This is a genomic window from Marinarcus sediminis (SeqCode), from assembly GCF_048571275.1.
Taxonomy (GTDB): Bacteria; Campylobacterota; Campylobacteria; order Campylobacterales; family Arcobacteraceae; genus Marinarcus; species Marinarcus sediminis.
Map to the genome: position 1 here is coordinate 576,580 of NZ_CP182357.1, position 19,923 is coordinate 596,502.

Here is a 19,923-nt window from a genome sequence, read left to right on the forward strand (position 1 = left end):
TGGACGGAATTATAATATGTTTTTAAACAAATGTCAAGAGAATTCTCAGGAAATATTTTTTTTTTCAAAAATTCCCTCAGATTCTCTGTTATGCTCTTAAAACTGGATTAATCCATCCACAGGAGAACTCGCAGTTGCATAAGGTTTTTTAGGAATTCTTCCTGCTTTATATCCCATTCGTCCAGCGATTACTGCGTACTTCATGGCTTCTGCCATAGCAATTGGATTTTGTGCTCCTGCAATGGCAGTATTGGTTAAAACAGCTTCGGCACCCAACTCCATTGCAATGGCTGCATCACTCGCACATCCTACCCCTGCATCTACAATAACAGGCACTTTTACCGCATCTTTAATAAAAGCTACGTTGTATCTGTTTTGAATACCCAGTCCTGAACCAATGGGTGCAGCTAAAGGCATGATGGCATCTGCCCCAGCATCTTCTAATCGTTTCGCAATGATTGGGTCATCGTTGGTATACGCCATGATAGTAAACCCCTCTTTTTTTAGAATCTCACACGCTTTAATGGTTTCAATAACATCAGGGTAAAGCGTTTTTAAAGCATCTCCAATCACTTCAAGCTTAATAATATCAATTCCTGTTGCTTCACGCATGAGTCTGAATGTAGTGATGGCTTCTTCTGCTGTAAAACACCCTGCACTGTTTGGCAACAATCTTACATTAGTACCTTTAAAATAGTCTAACAAATTCTCTTCATTTGGATTGGTAATATTCACACGTCGAATTGCAACCGTAATCAACTCGCTGCCACTGGCAAGTGTGGCATCTTTTGTGGTTTGAAAATCTTTATATTTTCCACTTCCCACAATCAGTCGGCTGTTGAACTCATATTTCCCAATTCTTAATATATCACTCATTTTGTGTTTCCTTCTATAAAACTCAAGTACTCAATACTTGCATTTGTTATTTTAATTTCAATAATTTCGGGTAAATCATAGCTATGATTCTCTTTAATTTTCCTTTGAATTTTTTCAAAGTTTTCTTTTTTTGTTTTAATGTTCAACAACACCTCTTTATCTACACAAAGTTCCTTGTTCCAACGATAAATAGATTTCACTTTCGACATTTGCACACAAGCTGCCAACCTCTTTTTCACTAATATTTTGGCAATATTTTTGGCCTCTTTTTTATTGGCACACGTGGTTTGTACAATAATGGTTTTCACAGTTTTTTAATTTCCATAATCAAATCTTCTGGTGTAAGAGCATAGTTATTTTGTTCATATTTATTTGCAGCAATACTGTGTGCTAAACTTGCACTGATGGTGGCATTAAGGGGATTATACCCTTGTGCTAAGAGTGAAGCAATCAGACCTGTTAAAACATCTCCACTGCCTCCTTTGCTTAAAACAGCACTGCCATATTTATTGATATAGAGTTTAAAATCATACGCAATAATGGCATTTGCCCCTTTTAAATACAGTACAATGTTTGGATACTTAGCACTGAACATCAAAGCATATTTAAATCGATTGTTTTGCAACTCATCCACACCAATATCTGCAATTTTGCACAGCTTTAAAAGTGAACAAAACTCTTTAGGATGAGGCGTTAAGACCAAATTATCTTTTAAATAATCAATAATAACTTCATCGTAAAACAGATCCGCATCGATAACTTTAGGCAAATTGGTATTTAAAATTTCATTGATTTCAAAATCTGCATAATTGCCTAACCCCATGCCAATGGCAATGGCAGTGGTATTTTCTGGAAGTTTGTGGCATTGCATAATATGGTACGGCAAAGTCAAATTTTGGTGAGAAATAGTGGTCACCAATGAAGCACCAAAACAGTACGCTGCATCTGCAGCAAGAATACCGGCACCTTTTTTTTCACCCACAATCACGGCTAAGTGACCAAACGTCCCTTTGTGCGTATTTGAAAGGAGCCTAAAAGGTATCTCCATATCAAACTTGTCCAATAAAAAGATATTGGTTTCGCCCTCATATAAACTTCGGTGTAGACCCAAAGAGGCTACATGCACTTTTCCTACAAAATCTTTAACCAAGTCAGTATAGAGTGCCGTTTTTTGTGCCCCCATAGTAATTGTTACATTGCTTTTAAAACACACCGGACAAAGTTGCCCCTCTTGATTAATCCCTGATGGAATATCACACGCGATTTTAAAGGCTTTGATTTGATTGAGTTTATGGATAATTTTTATACTGAATTCATCTAAATCTCTGTTTAATCCAGAGCCATAGAGACAATCCACAATAACACTGCAAGGTAGCAGTTGTTCGATAGGTTTTATGCCAATGTTTTGTGCTCTTTGAAGTTGCAGTTGTGCCATTTTTGACTTTATGCCCAAAGGCAAAAAAAGATGAACATCGTACTTAGCAAACAACAATCGTGCCAAGGCAATCCCATCGGCACCATTGTTTCCAGCTCCGCACACAATTAAAACAGACTCGCCTGGTTCAAATTTTTCTTGAATAAATAACGCCATACTTAAAGCAGCATGTTCCATTAAAAGATCTTCACTCAAACCATATTGTTCATAACACTTTTTATCTGAAGTGTTCACTTCATTAAATACTTTTTGCATCAAAAATCCTAATCTATTTTTTCAAAAACTCACAAAAAAATACGGTATGATTGATTATAACAAAAAAAGAAATTTAATTCCTTTAAACCTTTTGGCATCAAAAACATTTTAGTGGCTAGAGCACGTCCCTTTTGTTCCCAGTTTTTCTAATTCTCCTGCAATCAACAATTTAATAGAATCTTCCACTTTTGGACTTCGTTTATCAAAATAAATATCCAAGCCCTTATTAAAAAAACCTTTAGCTGGACTTGACCCAATACCACTGACAACCAGCGCATCTGGGTTTAACTTCATAATATTATTAATAGCACTGCCACAAGAGCTCTCATGCCCTGGATTTTCAATCACTTCAACTTGCGCTATTTCATCTTTTTCAAGGGTTATAATTGTATAGAATTTTGCTTTACCAAAATGTGCACCTCTTTGACTTAAAAAACCATTATTCTCGTCTGTAGGAAATACTACTCTCATCTTCTATCCTTTAATATAAGTTTAAATTATTATTCTAAAGCTTTTACAGGGGCTTTAAAAGTGAATTGTAGTAAGTTAATTATTATGATTTGCTTATGTTAGTTATAACTTTAAGTTATAGTTAGTGAGTGGCTTATTCTCTATTTTGTTCTGAATTTCCAGCCATCTTTTTCTAAAATGGTTTTAATTTTTTCTTTTACATCGCCTTGTAATTCAAGCCATTCATTCGCAATAGCACCGCCACAGGCTAACTTTTTCTTTAAGAGTTTTAAAAGCTCTTTTTTCTCTTTCTCTTCTAAATAAAATCGACCCACAAGAGTGACAGGCTTGCCGTTTCTTTTTTCAAAAGTAAATACCAACTGGTGTTGATTTTTTGCCATAATTTCATTGCTGATACTTTTCTTTTTATCCTCTTTTTTGGTATCAAAGGTATCCCCTGAAAGTTTTGCACCCATTTCAAAAATCATTATAAAACCTTTACTCTTGATTGTATGTCTATTTCGTTCACATCGGTGAAATCGTTGTTTTTATATTGCTCAAGTGCCACTCTCCCAATCATTGCCGCATTGTCTGAGCAATATTTTAATTCGCTTAAATACAGTGTCGTATCATACTCTTTACACAGTGTTTCCATGGCCGTTCTTAATGCAATATTGGCACTGGCTCCTCCTACAATGGCGAAGTTTTTAGGAGGATTTACTTTAAAAAGTTTTTTCATTTTTTGAACAATATGTGCCACAGCAGTTTTTTGAAAAGAAGCACAAATATTGGCTTTGACTTCAAAAGTAATCTCCGCTTCTTTTTCAATTGCCATTCGAACAGCATTTTTTAATCCTGAATATGAAAACATGATTTCAGGACTCTGTCGTAATGGAATGGGAAACGCATAATGATTTTCATCCCCCTTTAGCGCATGCTCTTGAACCACAGGACCACCTGGATAACCCAATTCAAGCATTTTTGAGACCTTATCAAAACTCTCTCCAAAACTGTCATCTATGGTTTTGGCAACAATGTTCATATCATTTAAAGAGTTTACCTCAATGACTTGAGTATGCCCACCCGATACCAATAATACACTCATAGGTAAAATGGCCTCTTTTTCAATAAATAAAGAGTAGATATGCCCTTTGAGATGATTGACTGCAATTAATGGAAGATTCAAGCTGATGCTCAATGCTTTTGCCATAATCACCCCTTCCATTAACGTAACGGCTAAACCAGGAGCATTGGTTACGGCAATGGCTTTTAACCTAGGGAAAAAGGGTTTACACTCTTCCAAAATTTTGGGCAAGGCTTCTACGTGAAGTCTGGCAGCAAGTTCAGGTACCACACCACCATACATACTGTGTTGAAGTTCTTGCGATATTTTTTTATGATAGATTAACTCTTTGGTTTCAATAGAAGTGATGGCAATAGAGCTGTCATCACAACTGCTTTCAATGCTTAAAATCATTCTTGCAACTCACACTCTTCTTCTCGCTTAATCCAATCCAATGCACAATCAAGTTTTCCAAAACCCGATTGGGCATTGATATGTCCTGCATTTTCCATGATTTTCATGCCCACATTCAACTCTTGTTGTAACGCCATGGCTTCTTCAAAGTTCATATAAGGGTCATTGTCAGAAATGGCCATTATGACCTCTTTACTCTTCAAATTTTTAGGTTCACGGTAGGGAAAAAATGTGGTTAATTCTTTTAGGTCACAATTTTTTCTCACAGGGGCAACAAGCATCAATTTATCCAATAAAATATCTAACTCATCTACAATATGAAACCAAGCAATATTTCCCAAAGAGTGGCACACAACTATATTGGGTTGGAAATGCTCTACCTCTTTTTTAATAAAGGCTTTCCACTCATCCAAATTGGGAAAATCCATATTGGGCAAATGGGGAAATGAAACCACATAGTTCTCTTTGATTAAATCTGCGGCTAAATGTGCTTGCCAATGAGGATATGAACTTCCACCCCAACCATGTAATATTAATACTCGTTTACTCACTGCTTATCCTATTTTATTGTTCTGACACATCGAACATATTTATTGACATTTCTGTTGTCAAAATATGCTGTACCGCTTACGAAATTCATATAATCGGCATAAAACCACAGTGTTCTAAAATGCGCTTTTATTGCCCAATATCCAGTAGGGACGTTGTATTTAAATGCTTTGTGTATGTACGTTTTAAAATTTTGTTTATCTACAATGGTTTCAAACTCTTCAAGCGTGGGCAAGCGCCAATTTGTATACCCTCCATATCTGAGATTTTCACAATAAGGTTCTGCCTCTTTATGACTCATTTGTTTGAGAATATTCTCTTTATTGTCCATCCACATTAATCTGTTTTGAGTATCAACAACAACTTCTAAAGATGGGTTTCGATTCATAGCTGCTTGTAAAATAGTCGTAAGGAAGAGAACAGATAAAAAATATTTCATTATCACTCCTTTATTTCAAATTTGCCTTTTTCAATTTTGCTTTTAATCTCTTTGTTTATTAACTCTATGTTTATTTTACCATTTTCTTTGAAGATTAGTCCAACCAACTCTTTAGATATGACAGGAGAGGAGTTTGAGCTGTTGTGTTTTTTCCACTCTTCAAATTTTGCTTCGTAAATATCAAGCACACTTTTTTCAAATTTGTTTCTTGAAAAAATCAAATACACCACAAGTGCGACTATAATTCCAAAAGGGAGAAGTAAATCAAGATTCACAAAAAATCCTTACTTCTTTATCAATAGCAAAAATATCATCCAGAGATGTTGCGTGTACTGTATCAAACTTTTCTAATGCTCTTAAACTGATATTCGCAATATTTAAAAAAGGAATTTCATTGTTTAAAAACTTAGCCACACCCACTTCATTGGCAGCATTTAAGACCACACCCAATTGAGGATTTTGTACAATAAAATCTTTCACTTGCCAAATAGGGTATCTTTGAACATCTATGGCTCGAAACTCCAAGGAACCCACTTTAACCAAATCAACAGGTTTTAAAATGGCTTCGGTAATTTTTTTAGTAATGGCATACGCAATAGGAAGTTGCATTGAAGCATTCGCAATATGTGCAGTGGTACTGCCGTCTTTAAAGTTAATCATCGCATGAATAAGTGATTTTGTTTCAATAATGGCATCCAGTTTTGTGGTATTAAAAAGCCATTTTGCTTCCAACAGTTCAAAAAGTTTATTGGTCATGGTTGCACTGTCAATGGTAATTTTATTTCCCATTGACCAATTGGGATGATTTAACGCCTCCTTTACGGTGACCGTTTTAAGTCTTTCAAGCGGATAATCTCGAAATGAACCACCACTTGCAGTAATGGTCATAGACTCCATAGGTTTATCTTGAAGTAAATACCAAAGTCCAAAGTGCTCACTGTCAATGGGTATGAGTCTGCTTTGGTCTATAAATTGTCCTGCAACAACCAAAGACTCTTTATTGGCCAAAGCAATTTTTTTGCCACACTCCATGGCTTTAAGGGTGGGTTTTAAACCTAAAAAGCCAACAAGTGCATTGACCACTGTTTGAGAATGCGAGGTTTCAATCGCTTCTAAAATAGCCTCTTGCCCAAAGCTGACATTGGGGTGATTGACTTTTGAAATATCCTCTTTATTGGCAATGACCACTTTTTTAGGATTGACCTCTTTGATTTGTTCATTTAATCGTGCAATATTATTGCCAGCAACCAATACTTCAACATTTAAACCAAATTTTTTCGCAACCTCAATGGTATTACAACCAATGGAACCTGTACTTCCTAATAGTATCAAACGACCGCTCTTAATAATACAAGCATCACAATACCAGCAAATAAAAAGCCATCTGTTCTGTCTAATACGCCACCGTGCCCAGGTAAGATGTTACCACTGTCTTTGACATCGGCTTCTCGTTTTAAATAACTTTCAAATAAATCTCCAAACACCGAAGAGAGTGCCACCACTAAAGATATAAGTAAAGCGGTAAAATAAGAGACTTGCTCAATGGCAAAAAGTGGTCCTAAGATAGCGGCTAAAATAATTCCCCCAATTAAACCCTCTATGGTTTTATTTGGGCTGGTTTCACAAAATTTTGTTTTTCCAATACTTCGACCCACATAATAAGCTCCCACATCGGCACTGGCAACAATAAATAAAATCCACCATAATACTCTGATTCCAAAACCATTATACAAAGCCAATAAAAATAAAAATGACGCCAATGGATACAGAAGTGGTAAAATTATTCTTTTATCAATATCTCTTTTGTAAGCCAAAATCGAGGCAAAAACAACCAGTGCAACAAAAATCAAATCGTCTGCTTGTGTATAAAAATATGCAATAATCCAAGTGATACCTGCAAATTGATATATAAGAGTATTTTCAACTTTAAACAGCTTCATCGCTTCATCAACACCAATAATCATAAACACACCAAAAAATAACCAAACTACAAATAATGTATCAATATAACTGACCAGAATAAACACAGCAAACAGAGCCAAGGCTGTCATAATTCTTGTTGAACTGCTTTTGATTAATTCAAACATTTAAATCCCTCTAATTTTTTCTCATTTTAGCATTATTAAACTTTACAAGCTTTGAGAATGGGTTAAGATATACTTCCCATGAAGACTTTTTTGGTTGCCATTTTTATCCATGAGTTTAGACAAAGAAAAAATCACATGAGTGTTTTCATTGGATTTAGCATTTTCAATGGCATCAACAGAGGTATAAAAATAGGTTCCAGCAAGATCCAATCGAGAACTGTTGGCTTTTATTCCCACTTGTGCATAAATATCTGTTGCAGTTATAAGTAAAGAGGCATTTCTGCTCTCAATGGCTGTTTTTGGAGCAAAAAATGTGCTGTTTAAAATATGTACACTGGAATTAAACACTTCAAGATGATTTATTTTTGCATTTTCTATGACAATATTTTTGCAATTATACAAAATGATTTTCTCATACTCTCCTGAAATAATCTGATTGCTCTTTTTATCCAGTCGCAAGACTTTTTTGAATGTTTGGAAAGTTTGTTGAGTATCATGGGGTGTTATCTCTTTATGTAAAAATACATTTAAAAATGAAAAATATTCATCATACGCATCTCGCATAGGAACATGCCCGCTGCTGGTTATAATTTTCAACGTTGAATTGGGTATCATTTTATTTAAAATATACCCTGTTCTTAAAGGTGCCACGCTGTCTTCTTGCCCCCACAATATAAAAGTGGGGACATCAATTTTTGGAATAACTTGACTGAAATCTTTAATCCCTAAGGTATATCCTGCAATCACTTCAGGGGTAGAGGTTGAGACAAACTCATCCATATTTAAAGAGAACCAATTGCCTATTTTATTCATAAAATTCGAAAAAGAGGTCACCCATTTACTGTCATTGGTTTGGTTGGAAAATTGAGTATTAAATATTTTATCAATCCTTGCTGTAATTAAAAAATTACTGTATGCCTCTTTATATAAAATTCCTGCTACATCAATGAGCATCAACTTTTTAACCATACCAAAATGTTTTGCCGTAAAATTAAGTGCCAAAGCACCACCCATAGAGTGCCCTACGAGATAAAAAGGTTTTGTACAATATTTATTGGTCAGATAAAAAATCAATCGGGTGTAGTTTTCAGGAGAGTATAACTGTTTTGATTTAGACGATTGTCCAAACCCGGGTAAATCAAAAGTAATAATATAATACTCTTTTTGAAGTTTTTGAATGGTTTTATTCCAAATCAAAGAGGCATCACTGCCTAAACCATGAATAAAAACGATGGTCTCTTTATTGGGATTACCTGCTGTTTTCACATAGACATATTCATTGAAAATGGGCTCTTTGATACGCTCTTCAAATGCATGCAAATTTGAAAAAAACAAAACAATGATAAAAAGTTTATATAGGTGTTGCATAACAAAAACTTTCTCTTTTTTGTATTCAAATCAAAATGAAAAAAATATTTATTTTAAGACTGAATCATTACCGTAAGTATACCAAAAGCATATTTTTCACTCTCTTGAGCATTTAAAATATCAAATGAAAATTCGCTGATATTGCCAAAAGCAACGCACAATTCTAATTGAACAATCACCTCTTTGATTTGGATCTCTTTGATTTGTTCTAAGTTTTTAACAGACACAATAAAACCTATTTTGGATTCATCTTGTGAAAAAGCGGCACTGCTTTGAGCTGCTGCTTCAAAAAGCATTGCAATAGTTGGTGCAAAAGGGAAAACACACTTAACTTTTGCTCTTTTTTCATCTACACTTAACACCTCTTGTGCAAATTTTATGGGAGCTAAATGGGGCAAATTCACAGTGTTATGCCTATAATATTTGATTTATTTTTTTTACACTCTTGTGCAATTGCAATTAAAAAAGCCAAAGATTTGGGCAAACTTTCATCCCATTTTTCAATATTGCACGTTGGCTCTTTTTGAGTGACTCTGACTTTTAAAGCCACTGCACACTCCAAATAATCAATACAATGATTAATCTGTTGAATATTTTCTATGTTGATGGTTTCTGTGGCTAAAAGCAATATCTCATCCCCATCTAAAGCTTTAATGGCACCCATTTTAAGAAGTCTGTCTCCCGTTTGTTCACCACAAGAGATGGTCATGATTTCATTCTCATTATTGTATAAAATAGAGCTGTATGAAGCCGCCGTATTGTAAACTGAGTTTTGGAAATCTGTCGGAGAAATTCCACTTTTTGTTGCAATGGCATTTAGAATAGTTGCGCTGGCTTCTAACTCCCCATAACCTGTCCCATACATAATACGACCATGAGAAAACTCAACTTGGTTAATCAATTCAATGGCCAGTTTTGAAGCTTGAGTCAATCTTCTTCTAAAAACCATTTTAGGCACAAGCTCTTTGGTAGTCAAATTGTCAATTTTCTTTTCCCCAACTAAATACGCACTGTTCAGGATTTCTAAATTTATCGTCATCGTACTTTCCCAAAAACCAGACTGGTATTGTTTCCACCAAAAGCAAATGAATTGCTTAAGACATAGTTCACTTCCATACTCACTGCTTCATTTGAAAATGCAACATCTTCTCTGTCAGGATGTTGAATATTTTTGCTTGGAGGTACCACATTGTGTTGAAGAACCATACATGCAATAATGGCTTCAAGTGCACCCGCAGCACCCAGAGTATGCCCAGTAACAGATTTGGTTGAACCTACATATGGTCTGAGTTCCCCAAAAAGTGTTCCAATAGCGTTGAGTTCGGCACTGTCATTGGCTTGTGTTCCCGTACCATGTGCATTAATGTACGCAATATCACTTTTTGCAATTTTGGCATCTTTTATGGCATTGTTCATCGCTTTTTGTGCCCCTTTTCCATCAGGATGGGGTTGGGTCATGTGGTGTGCATCTGAACTGTACCCCACCCCACAAATTTCAACAGCATTCTCTTGCTTCTCATCTTGAATGAGTAAAACTGCAATCCCTTCAGAGACATTCATACCCTCTCGATTAAGTTCAAAAGGGGTACAAGGCTTCGTTGATAACACACTCAATGCCCAAAATCCACACACCGTTGTGGCACACAAAGAATCAACCCCCACCACTAAAACATTTTTATATATCCCTTTAGCAATCACCTCTTTTGCATAACCTAAGGCATTGGCACTTGACGTACACGCAGTTGAGAATGAGATGTCATCATAAAAGTTAAAATGGGTTTTAAGTTGATGTGCAATGCCATCAATAGGGTGTTCTTTATAGTTAATGTTTGTATATGATTGTGAAGTAAAATAGCTCTCTTCTGTATGGCGCATTCCACCAACCGATGATCCAACAACAAGCAAAGTATTTGAAAAATCATTTAATGTAGAGTTATCCAAAATATATTGACAAGCATCTTGTAACAAAGTATCAAAACTTTTATCGGATTTGATCTCTCCGATGGCAACCGTAGTATCTGTTACATAACGTTGATTTAAAGAAATCGTCTCTTTTTTTTGGCAAATGGCTTCAAAAAGTTCTTGAGAGTTATTGCCTGCGCAAGAGACGCTGGTATATGAATTGATATAGGCTTTATTTGATATTTTCATTGATATATTTTAATAAATTATCAACTGAAGCAAAAATTTCATCATATTTTTCAGGATTATTAATTTTAACACCATACTCTTTTTCTATAATTAAAACCAACTCAATTGAATCCACAGAGTCTAAACCTAAACCCTCATCTCCAAAAAGCGCATCGCTGTCACTGATATCGTCAACGCTCATATCTTCAAGTTTTAAACCATCAATGAGGATTTGCTTAAATTCATTGTTTGATATACTCATTATTGTATGTCCTTATATGTTCTAAAGTAGGGATTATAATATCATCGTGCTTTTACTCCTCTTATAAAGTGCATTTATTTTACTTTTAAGTGACGTATTAATATAACATTTAGTGATATATAAGTAAAATAGCAAAAAATATTTTAGAAAGTAATCCATGGATTTTACAAAAAACTTATACACAATCGTAAAAAGTTCTCCATTGGAAAAAGAGATTAAACTTACAGATGAAGAGCATCTTATATTTAAAGCTCATTTCCCAGGAAATCCAATATTACCTGGTTTTTTACAAATAGAGATTGCGCAAGAACTGTTTAATCTTAAGATTAAAAAAATTAAAAAGTTAAAATTTCTGACACTGGTAAAACCTTCTACAATATTAACTTATACTAAACACCATAATAAAATATCTGTAAAAGATGAAAATAACAATAAGGTCAATGAATTAACTTATGAATAAATATATCGCGGTCATTCCCACTTATGACAATTTTCATACCATACAAACTGTCGTTGATGATGTCCTTAGCTATGGGCATAATATTATTGTAGTTGATGATGGTTCATCAACACCTTTACAACAAATTTTAAAGCCCAATGAGAACCTAACAATACTCAGACACGAACACAATCAAGGCAAAGGTGCTGCTATTATTACGGGAGCAAAAAAAGCCAAAGAGCTTGGATATTCCCATATAATAACACTTGATGGCGATGGGCAACATTTGGCAAGCGAAATAGAAAAACTCATTGCCATGTGCCCAAAAGATGAGATTGTCATTGGTGCACGAAATTTCAATATCTCAAATATCCCCAATGGTTCAAAGTTTGGACGATGGTTCAGTAATTTCTGGGCATGTTGGGATACGGGATATGAAATTACCGATTCTTTATCAGGGTTCAGAATATATCCTGTTTCTATTTTAGATTTGCCCATTAAAACCAAAAAATTTGATTGGGAAATGGAAGTCATAGTTCGCCATGCTGACAGTGGAAAAAACATTATAGAAACAAGCATAGAGTGTTACTACCCGCAAGCAGAAAACCGAGTCAGTCACTTTAAAAAATTTGAAGACACCGCATCAATTGTTTGGGTACATATCCAAATTTTGCCTTTCAAATGGATCAAAACAATCTTCAACATACAAAAAAACAAAAAATGATCACAAAACAACGGGGAAGTGCTTGGAGCATAAAGCTGGTTTTTAATCTTTACAAAATTTTTGGATATACCTTTATCTATTTTTTAATGTACCCCGTTACATTTTTTTATTTTATTTTTGCTTCAAACGTTAAAAAATCACTGGAAATATATTATCAAAGATTAGAAAAGCCCTTTACCAATGCCATTTATTATAGACATTTAAGATACTTTGCCATGTGTATGGTGGATCGATTTATCTCAAAATTTGCACCTCAAAGTTATGTTTTTGAGTACGCTCAAAAAAAAGCCATAAAAGAGATATTTGATTCAGGTGCACTTCTTTTGATGTCGCATTATGGCGGTTGGGCTTCAACAAGCAATGCACCAATCACTCAAAATAAAATCAATATCGTCATGAAAGAAGTTCTGCTTGATGGCATTAAAGCCATTGAAGATTCTCTGCCTTTAAAGGTCAATAATATTGACATTATTGATTTGAACAAAAGTGGTTTAGAGGTCTCCATTAAAATAGCCAATGCTTTGCTTGATAAAGAGATTGTTGCCATGATGGGAGACCGAAGCAATGACAGCAAATATAATGTGGGGCTACCATTTTTAGGTGATATTGGATTTTTCAATAAAAACCCATTTCAAATTGCCTATAAAACCCAAAAGCCTATTGTCGTACTTTTTGCCATCCTTAAAGGGATGCGACACTATCAAATTGAATGCCTAATAATAAACATGAATCAAAATTTAAAACAAGAAGAATCCATTCATGATGCAATGACGTTATATGTAAACTATTATGAAAAAATCTTACAACAAAATCCGCAACAGTGGTTTAATTTTTACAATTTCTGGGAGAAAAAATGAATTTAAGTATAGACAAGAGATACATCACATTAGATGAGATTAAAGAAGCCTCAACCATTGAAATATCAAAAGATCAAGCGTTTTTGGATTATATTAATCACACACATAACTTTTTAATGAATGAGATTAAAAATGGAAAACCCATTTATGGAATTACCACAGGGTATGGTGCCAGCGGAAAAAACTATGTTACTTTTGAAGACAGCAAAACGTTGCAAAAAAATCTTTTCAGATTTCATGGGTGTGGTATAGGTGAAAACTTATCTTATAAAGTATGTAAATACGCTGTAATAATGAGAACGGTCTCTTTGAGTAAAGCGCGTTCAGGAGTCAGTGTTGAATTGTTGCATCGACTTGAAATGCTCATTGAAAAAGATATTATTCCAGTTATTCCTTCACAAGGATCAGTGGGAGCAAGTGGTGACTTAACTCCATTATCTTATATTGCAGCAGTTATTGCTGGAGAGCGAGAAGTTTACTATAAAGGTGAAATCAAAGATGTAATGGAAGTCTACAGTGAACTTAATATCACCCCTTATGAGTTTAAACCCAAAGAAGCCTTAGCCATCATGAATGGAACAACTATCATGAGTGCCATTGCACTTGATGCCATTGAAAAGTTTGAAATTATTTTAGACTCTATGGAGTCCTATGTAGCAGGAATGTTTGAAGTACTTTTAGGGGATGATACACCTGTTGCTGATTTTGTGCACGATTCAAAACCTTTTAGTGGACAAATCAAAGCAGCTAAAAATATTCAAACAAAAATTGCAGGATCAAAACTCACTCATGGAAGAGATGACCGATATGACAAATTTTTTGCGGACAATGATTTGAATATTCAAGACAACTACTCAATGCGTTGTGCTCCACAAGTTCTGGGAGTCATTCGAGACAACTTAATTATTTCAAAAAATTGGGTTGAAACCGAGATAAATTCAGTCAATGATAACCCATTGATTGATGGAGAAAACCAAAAAATATACACTTCGGGGAATTTTTATGGTGGTTACGTGGCACACGCAATGGATACACTGAAAATTTGTGCTGCTAATTTAGCGGATTTACTCGATAAAGAGTTTGCTCTTTTGGTTGACCATAAATTCAACCGAGGTTTGGGTGAAAATTTAAAACTTTCAACAGAACCTTTTTATCATGGTTTTAAAGCCATGCAAATCAGTTTAAGTTCTTTAAGTGCGGATGTCATTAAAAACACAACCGCCGCTTCAATTCACTCAAGACCAACGGAATCTCTCAATCAAGATAAAGTATCAATGGGAACAACCGCAGCAAATGATTTTGCCAAAATGATGCCCGACTTACACAATATGCTCAGCATCGCGTTTATTGGAATGGCACAAGCGGTTGATATCAGAGGAGCAAGTGAAGTTTCACCTCATCTGAAAACAATCCATGATAGAATCAGAGCAATTGTCAAACCACTGTATGAAGACAGACGAATGGATTTTGATATTAAAAACATTAATGTTTTACTCCAAGAAGCAAAATTTATATAAAGAAGAACCCATGGAATTAAAAAAAGTATTGGTCACAGGCGCAACAGGAAGCATTGGTGAAGCCATTGTAAAAGAGTACGCTAAAAATGGTTACTATGTTTATATTCACTATAACAGCAATAAAAACAAAGCAAGTGAAATTTTAGACGCCATTGATCATCAAGGGGAATTAATTACATTTGATATGCAAGATAAAGCTTCGATAAAATTGGCTTTGGAAAATATCAGTGTGGATGTTCTCATTAACAACGCAGGTATCATTAAAGACAATCTTTTTTTCTTTATGGAAGACAGCCAATGGGAAGATGTGATTAATACCAATTTAAATGGGCTTTTTTATGTGACCAAAGTTATTTCAAGAACCATGATGATGAACAAAAAAGGCAGCATCGTAAATGTGGCTTCAGTTTCAGGTATCAGTGGAAATTCTGGTCAAGCCAACTACAGCGCAAGTAAAGGTGGTGTGATTGCTTTTACCAAAACCTTGTCCATAGAGCTTGGACGATATAACATTCGAGTCAATGCACTAGCACCTGGAATTATCGAATCTGAAATGATAGAGAACATCCCCAATGTTAAAGAGCTTAAAAAAGCCATCCCTCTTGGACGATTTGGAAAAGCGGAAGAAGTCGCAAGTTGTGCTTATTTTATTGGAAACAGTGCCACATATGTCAGCGGTGAAGTTTTAAATATCAGCGGAGCGATGGTTCGATAGATGATATGAATATGTTTCTCGGTTTCATTTATGCCCCTTTTGTTTTTATTGCATTAAGATATTTTGATATAAAAATGGTCTCCATGACTCTTTTTATATTGAGTTTAATGTGGTTACTCTTAAGCTTGAAAAAAGGGTATAAAGAGATGGCTCTGCCTCTTTTATATCTGATCATTGCCATTGCTACTTTTGTATTTCAAGAATTTATTATATTAAAAACGCTTCCTTTGATTATTTCAACATTGATTACGCTTTTGATTCTTATTTCATATGTGAACAAACAATCCATTATTATCTATTTTGCAAAAAAGATTCAGAAAAAAGAGTTTTCCAAAGAAGAAGAGCTCTATATTCACAACTCTACTCTTTTTTGGTTTTTTGTTTCAGCTGTGAATGTGGGTATTCATCTGAGTGTATTACTGAATAACAATATACAATTTTGGATATACTACAGTTCTGTTGGTTGGTATTTGGTCTTTATTGTAGGTGGAATCATGCAATTCTTGCATCGAAAATTGGTATTTTTAAAAAGAGATATTCATGAATAAATTTTTACTTTTTTCCCTGTTGAACAGTTTTGTATGGGCACAAACCATCCATTTTAAAGAACAAAAATATCTCTATGCTTTGGATAATTTTGTTTATAAAAAAGGTACCATAACATTTGAAAAAAACAGCATTAAACTCTCATACGAAAAAAGTACTCAGCTATTTGTGTATGAAAATGAAAAACTCTTCATCCAAAACAAAAACCATTTAAAAGAGATTGACTTAAACAAAGAAGTGGGTAAAAAAGTCTTTTTTCTGCTTTTAAAAGCCATTTACGAAGATGATACAACCACGCTTCAAAACTATTTTTCTATTTTAACAAACACAACAAAAACAACGTTAATTCCTAAAGAACCATTGGCTTCTTTTATAGAAAAAATTGAATACAAAAAAAACAAACGATTGGAATTTCTGACAATTTATCTTCTCAATCTTGATAGGATTACGGTTGAAGAAACTCATTAAATATTCAAATTTTTTAATACTTTTAGGTGCGCTTGCCCTATTGCTTTTAAGCAATAACTATAACCATATCAGTACCAATATACTCTCTGTTCTTCCTCAAAGCCAAAACAAAACACTCATCAAAGAGTATGAACAATTTAACAGCTCTAAGGTTATACTCTTAAGTGTAAAAGGTTTAAATAATCAAGCCTTAGAAACGATAAAGACATTAGAAGAAAAACTTTCAACTCTGCCATTTATTGAACATAAACAAGATTTGCAAAGTCAAAAAAATCATTCCAATAAATATGCCCTTTATACTCAAAAACTCAACACAGAAAAACTTGCTCAGCTTGATGTGAAAAAAGAGTTACAAAAACTTCATGATGATTTAACCCATTCCCTTTTTCCTACTCCTATAAATTTGAAAGACCCTTTTAATCTTTTTGAAAAACAACCTACCCCCACTTCAAAAGTTGGTTTAAAAAATGGTCATCTTATATTAAAAGAGTATGGTTACTTCTCCTATTTTCAACTCAGTTCTGAAGCTACAACATTAGAGGCTTACCAACAAATTTATACCGCTGTTCATGCTCTTACACAAGAGCATAAAGAGGTGACTGTTTTTAGCCCCATTTTTTATTACGTAGAAAATGCACATGCCATTAAAAGTGATGTCAATAAAATTATTCTTTTTGCTTCACTTTTACTGCTTGTTTTGTATGTTGTGCTTTTAAAAAACATCCGCCTGCTCTTAAACACACTCACTACGCTTGCAAGTTCAGCGATTATTGCCATTGTAGTTGTTTGCAGCTTATTTGAGGATGTCTCTGTTTTTGTAATTGTTTTTGGAGTTTCTATCAGTTCCGTTGCCATTGATTATATGTTTCATCATTATATGCACGGATATTATAAAGAGAAAAAAGCGTTTAACAAAGAGGTGTTTTTAGGTCTGTTCACCACACTTATTGCTTTTATTGCCGTCAGTTTTGTCTCTTTTAGCCTCATTCAACAAATTTCAATATTTGCTATTGTGTCGCTGATTTGTTCATATGTACAATTTGCTTTTATCTATCCACTGATACAATTCAAATCAAAAAAAGAGCCTACTTTTAGCTTCCCCACATTTGCTGTTCCTGCAAAATATATTCTTCTTTTTTCTGTTGGTGTGATTGTTTTATCGTTGAATTTTATTCATTTTGATACCAATTTAAAAAATCTTGATTATAACAATCAGCCTTTAAAAAAGAAAGAGCATTTTTTTACACACTATTTGGGAGATGAAGAAGGCATGAATATTTTAATCCAAGCAAAAAGTGTTGATGAGCTTATTGCCAATTTAAATAGTATAAAACCAAGTTTAACTGTTGAACATAATCCTCTTGATTATCTCATTGGTTGGGATACGTTTACAACACAAAATGCTCTTTTAGAAAATGCCCATTTTATGCAACTGAAAAGTGAGCTTAAGACCTACGCTTCTGCTCTTGGCTTTAGAAAAGATTTTTTCAAAAATGCCTATGTGCCGTTGAGCGAAAAACCGCAATACACACTGGCTGATTTAAGGGCACAAGGCTTGGATATTTTGCATTTTAAAGATAACTTGTTCTTAAGAGTTACGGTTCAAAAAGATGCCTACAAAGAGTTATCCCATTATGCTTTTGTAAAACCTTTGAGCATGAGTTTACTCTTTGAAGAGTCCATTTTAAAAGTCAAAGAGGAGCTTTTAAACTTAGGCAAAATTGCGTTACTTTTGATTCTTACTCTGTTGCTTTTTGTAACCAAAAAGAGGTTTTTTATCTCAATCAATTTTTTACTTTTTCCACTGGCAATGATTTTAGCCTATTCATTTTTTGTCCCTTTTAATATTTTACATATTTTTATGCTTTTTATTATCTTAGCTTTATGTATAGACTATGCCATTTACACAGCGAAAAATTTAGACAGCGAAACAAAAAAAGCCATTATCTACTCTCTTTTAAGTACCTTTGCTGGTTTTGGTGTACTTATTTTTAGCCAAATCAATGCTTTACAATCCATTGGAATCATTGCTTCCATTGGTATTGCAAGCCTTGCTTTACTTCTCATATTTTCAAAAAGGTTTACCCCATGCAATTAATTGTCTATAACGATGATGCAACAATAAATTATCACTGCTTAGATAAAGAGAATTTAGAAGATAAAAAACTCAAAAACCATATCGGTTTTATTGGTTCACACTCTAAAGAAGAGAATACATTAAATATCATTCAAGCATATCATTCAAACTCTAAAGCCATACTTTTTGATTATACCAATCAACCCATAGTTAAAAAACTTCATGCATTAGGTATCCCAAAATTTAAAGAAAATTTTGAACAAAAAACAGTTTTTGATGAGCAAGATTTTTCAATGATGTTTTTTACCAGCGGCTCTACAGGAGAGTCTGTTGGGGCATTAAAAACAAAAGCACACTTAGAAGAAGAAGTCAAAGTCTTAAGTGAAATGTTTGCAAAGCATAACATTAAAAGAGTCATTGTAACTGTACCGTTTATTCATATTTATGGCACACTTTTTGGCTTGCTCTACCCTTTGTTGAACAATATCGACATTATTTTAAAAGAGCATTTTTTACCTCATGATTTACTTGATTTGATTGATGAAAACTCATTAATCGTCACCACCCCTTTATATATTAAAGCCTTAAATAAAATATCTCAAAGTAAAGATTTAAGTCAATGTGTTTTTGTCAGTTCAACAGGTCCCTTAGATGCCTTAAGTGCCAAAGAGTTTTCACAAAAATTCAATACCCAAGTCATGCAAATTTTTGGCTCAACTGAAACAGGAGGCATTGCGTATAAGTACAATGATGATGAACTGTGGACACCCATGAAAAAAGTAGAAATTTCAACCAATGAACAAAGTGAATTAAAAATAAAATCCCCTTTTGTCTCGGATGTTTTATATGAAAATGGCTTCAAAAATATTCATGGAGAAATCCAAACATTCGATTACGTAGAGATTAAAAACAAACAATTTAAACTCGTAGGAAGAAGTTCTCAAATTCTTAAAATTGCAGGGAAAAGATACTCCACCATACAAATAGAACATATTTTAGAAGAGATAAAAGACATAACCAAAGCAATGGTTTTTGTAGACAAAGAAGAGAATTCATTAAGAGGAGAGACACTTAATATTACATTGGAAACTTCACATACCTTTACCACCAAAGAGATCAAAAAGATTTTGCAAGAGAATTTATCGAATTTGAAATTTTCTATTAAGTTACACCTTGTAGAAAAAATCCCCACTTCCAGTGTGGGTAAAAAATTAAAAATAATGTAACTTTTGTTATACTTCTAAAAATTAAA

General features: G+C 34.0%; 25 protein-coding genes. 9 read left to right on the top strand and 16 right to left on the bottom strand.

Annotated elements, in window-relative coordinates:
• Positions 1–96 precede the first annotated feature (96 nt).
• From ACNI3C_RS02880 to ACNI3C_RS02955, 16 genes are all read right to left on the bottom strand, one after another.
• Positions 97–876, bottom strand: coding sequence for a thiazole synthase (locus tag ACNI3C_RS02880; RefSeq protein ID WP_419770743.1), 780 nt, complete (start codon positions 874–876; stop codon positions 97–99).
• Positions 873–1,184, bottom strand: a complete 312-nt coding sequence (gene cutA, locus ACNI3C_RS02885) for a divalent-cation tolerance protein CutA (protein ID WP_419770744.1) — start codon at positions 1,182–1,184, stop codon at positions 873–875. Before cutA ends, ACNI3C_RS02880 begins: the two co-directional genes overlap by 4 nt.
• A complete protein-coding gene (locus ACNI3C_RS02890; RefSeq protein WP_419770745.1) occupies positions 1,181–2,566 on the bottom strand; it encodes an NAD(P)H-hydrate dehydratase in 1,386 nt (461 codons plus the stop codon). Before ACNI3C_RS02890 ends, cutA begins: the two co-directional genes overlap by 4 nt.
• A gap of 108 nt (positions 2,567–2,674) precedes the next feature.
• Positions 2,675–3,037 (bottom strand): NifB/NifX family molybdenum-iron cluster-binding protein, encoded by a 363-nt coding sequence (locus tag ACNI3C_RS02895; RefSeq protein WP_419770746.1) that lies wholly within the window; start codon positions 3,035–3,037, stop codon positions 2,675–2,677.
• Between the two features lie 140 nt (positions 3,038–3,177).
• The gene (locus ACNI3C_RS02900) at positions 3,178–3,504 is read right to left on the bottom strand and encodes a translation initiation factor SUI1 (RefSeq protein ID WP_419770747.1); all 327 of its coding nucleotides are present in this window, start codon (positions 3,502–3,504) and stop codon (positions 3,178–3,180) included.
• Positions 3,504–4,493 (bottom strand): tRNA (adenosine(37)-N6)-threonylcarbamoyltransferase complex transferase subunit TsaD, encoded by a 990-nt coding sequence (tsaD, locus tag ACNI3C_RS02905; protein ID WP_419770748.1) that lies wholly within the window; start codon positions 4,491–4,493, stop codon positions 3,504–3,506. Before tsaD ends, ACNI3C_RS02900 begins: the two co-directional genes overlap by 1 nt.
• On the bottom strand, positions 4,490–5,044 hold the full coding sequence (locus ACNI3C_RS02910) for an RBBP9/YdeN family alpha/beta hydrolase (RefSeq protein ID WP_419770749.1): 555 nt from the start codon (positions 5,042–5,044) through the stop codon (positions 4,490–4,492). The genes tsaD and ACNI3C_RS02910 overlap by 4 nt, the downstream gene beginning before the upstream one ends.
• Before the next feature lie 8 nt (positions 5,045–5,052).
• Positions 5,053–5,481, bottom strand: a complete 429-nt coding sequence (locus ACNI3C_RS02915; protein WP_419770750.1) for an Lcl C-terminal domain-containing protein — start codon at positions 5,479–5,481, stop codon at positions 5,053–5,055.
• Between the two features lie 2 nt (positions 5,482–5,483).
• Positions 5,484–5,756 (bottom strand): hypothetical protein, encoded by a 273-nt coding sequence (locus ACNI3C_RS02920; protein ID WP_419770751.1) that lies wholly within the window; start codon positions 5,754–5,756, stop codon positions 5,484–5,486.
• Complete coding sequence (gene dxr / locus ACNI3C_RS02925) at positions 5,746–6,813, bottom strand: 1-deoxy-D-xylulose-5-phosphate reductoisomerase (protein ID WP_419770752.1); 1,068 nt, start codon at positions 6,811–6,813, stop codon at positions 5,746–5,748. The genes ACNI3C_RS02920 and dxr overlap by 11 nt, the downstream gene beginning before the upstream one ends.
• Positions 6,810–7,568, bottom strand: a complete 759-nt coding sequence (locus ACNI3C_RS02930; RefSeq protein WP_419770753.1) for a phosphatidate cytidylyltransferase — start codon at positions 7,566–7,568, stop codon at positions 6,810–6,812. Before ACNI3C_RS02930 ends, dxr begins: the two co-directional genes overlap by 4 nt.
• Before the next feature lie 42 nt (positions 7,569–7,610).
• On the bottom strand, positions 7,611–8,936 hold the full coding sequence (locus ACNI3C_RS02935; RefSeq protein WP_419770754.1) for an alpha/beta fold hydrolase: 1,326 nt from the start codon (positions 8,934–8,936) through the stop codon (positions 7,611–7,613).
• A 53-nt stretch (positions 8,937–8,989) separates the two neighbouring features.
• Positions 8,990–9,340, bottom strand: coding sequence for a hypothetical protein (locus tag ACNI3C_RS02940; RefSeq protein WP_419770755.1), 351 nt, complete (start codon positions 9,338–9,340; stop codon positions 8,990–8,992).
• Positions 9,337–9,975, bottom strand: a complete 639-nt coding sequence (locus ACNI3C_RS02945; RefSeq protein WP_419770756.1) for a beta-ketoacyl synthase chain length factor — start codon at positions 9,973–9,975, stop codon at positions 9,337–9,339. Before ACNI3C_RS02945 ends, ACNI3C_RS02940 begins: the two co-directional genes overlap by 4 nt.
• Positions 9,972–11,087, bottom strand: coding sequence for a beta-ketoacyl-[acyl-carrier-protein] synthase family protein (locus ACNI3C_RS02950; RefSeq protein ID WP_419770757.1), 1,116 nt, complete (start codon positions 11,085–11,087; stop codon positions 9,972–9,974). Before ACNI3C_RS02950 ends, ACNI3C_RS02945 begins: the two co-directional genes overlap by 4 nt.
• Positions 11,071–11,328, bottom strand: coding sequence for a phosphopantetheine-binding protein (locus ACNI3C_RS02955; RefSeq protein WP_419770758.1), 258 nt, complete (start codon positions 11,326–11,328; stop codon positions 11,071–11,073). Before ACNI3C_RS02955 ends, ACNI3C_RS02950 begins: the two co-directional genes overlap by 17 nt.
• A gap of 157 nt (positions 11,329–11,485) precedes the next feature.
• Between ACNI3C_RS02955 and ACNI3C_RS02960 the strand changes: the two genes are divergently transcribed.
• Genes ACNI3C_RS02960 through ACNI3C_RS03000 form a run of 9 tightly spaced genes read left to right on the top strand, consistent with a single transcriptional unit; the run spans position 11,486 to position 19,897 of the window.
• Complete coding sequence (locus ACNI3C_RS02960) at positions 11,486–11,788, top strand: ApeI family dehydratase (protein WP_419770759.1); 303 nt, start codon at positions 11,486–11,488, stop codon at positions 11,786–11,788.
• Positions 11,781–12,491 (top strand): glycosyltransferase family 2 protein, encoded by a 711-nt coding sequence (locus tag ACNI3C_RS02965; RefSeq protein ID WP_419770760.1) that lies wholly within the window; start codon positions 11,781–11,783, stop codon positions 12,489–12,491. The genes ACNI3C_RS02960 and ACNI3C_RS02965 overlap by 8 nt, the downstream gene beginning before the upstream one ends.
• A complete protein-coding gene (locus ACNI3C_RS02970; protein WP_419770761.1) occupies positions 12,488–13,348 on the top strand; it encodes an LpxL/LpxP family acyltransferase in 861 nt (286 codons plus the stop codon). Before ACNI3C_RS02965 ends, ACNI3C_RS02970 begins: the two co-directional genes overlap by 4 nt.
• Positions 13,345–14,865 (top strand): HAL/PAL/TAL family ammonia-lyase, encoded by a 1,521-nt coding sequence (locus ACNI3C_RS02975; protein WP_419770762.1) that lies wholly within the window; start codon positions 13,345–13,347, stop codon positions 14,863–14,865. The genes ACNI3C_RS02970 and ACNI3C_RS02975 overlap by 4 nt, the downstream gene beginning before the upstream one ends.
• 10 nt (positions 14,866–14,875) lie before the next feature.
• Positions 14,876–15,580, top strand: coding sequence for an SDR family NAD(P)-dependent oxidoreductase (locus ACNI3C_RS02980; protein WP_419770763.1), 705 nt, complete (start codon positions 14,876–14,878; stop codon positions 15,578–15,580).
• 5 nt (positions 15,581–15,585) lie between these two features.
• Positions 15,586–16,128, top strand: coding sequence for a hypothetical protein (locus tag ACNI3C_RS02985; RefSeq protein WP_419770764.1), 543 nt, complete (start codon positions 15,586–15,588; stop codon positions 16,126–16,128).
• Entirely contained in the window at positions 16,121–16,594 is a 474-nt protein-coding gene (locus ACNI3C_RS02990) for a hypothetical protein (RefSeq protein WP_419770765.1), read from the top strand. The genes ACNI3C_RS02985 and ACNI3C_RS02990 overlap by 8 nt, the downstream gene beginning before the upstream one ends.
• Positions 16,578–18,692 (top strand): MMPL family transporter, encoded by a 2,115-nt coding sequence (locus ACNI3C_RS02995; RefSeq protein WP_419770766.1) that lies wholly within the window; start codon positions 16,578–16,580, stop codon positions 18,690–18,692. Before ACNI3C_RS02990 ends, ACNI3C_RS02995 begins: the two co-directional genes overlap by 17 nt.
• Positions 18,683–19,897 (top strand): AMP-binding protein, encoded by a 1,215-nt coding sequence (locus ACNI3C_RS03000; RefSeq protein WP_419770767.1) that lies wholly within the window; start codon positions 18,683–18,685, stop codon positions 19,895–19,897. Before ACNI3C_RS02995 ends, ACNI3C_RS03000 begins: the two co-directional genes overlap by 10 nt.
• Positions 19,898–19,923: the final 26 nt, after the last annotated feature.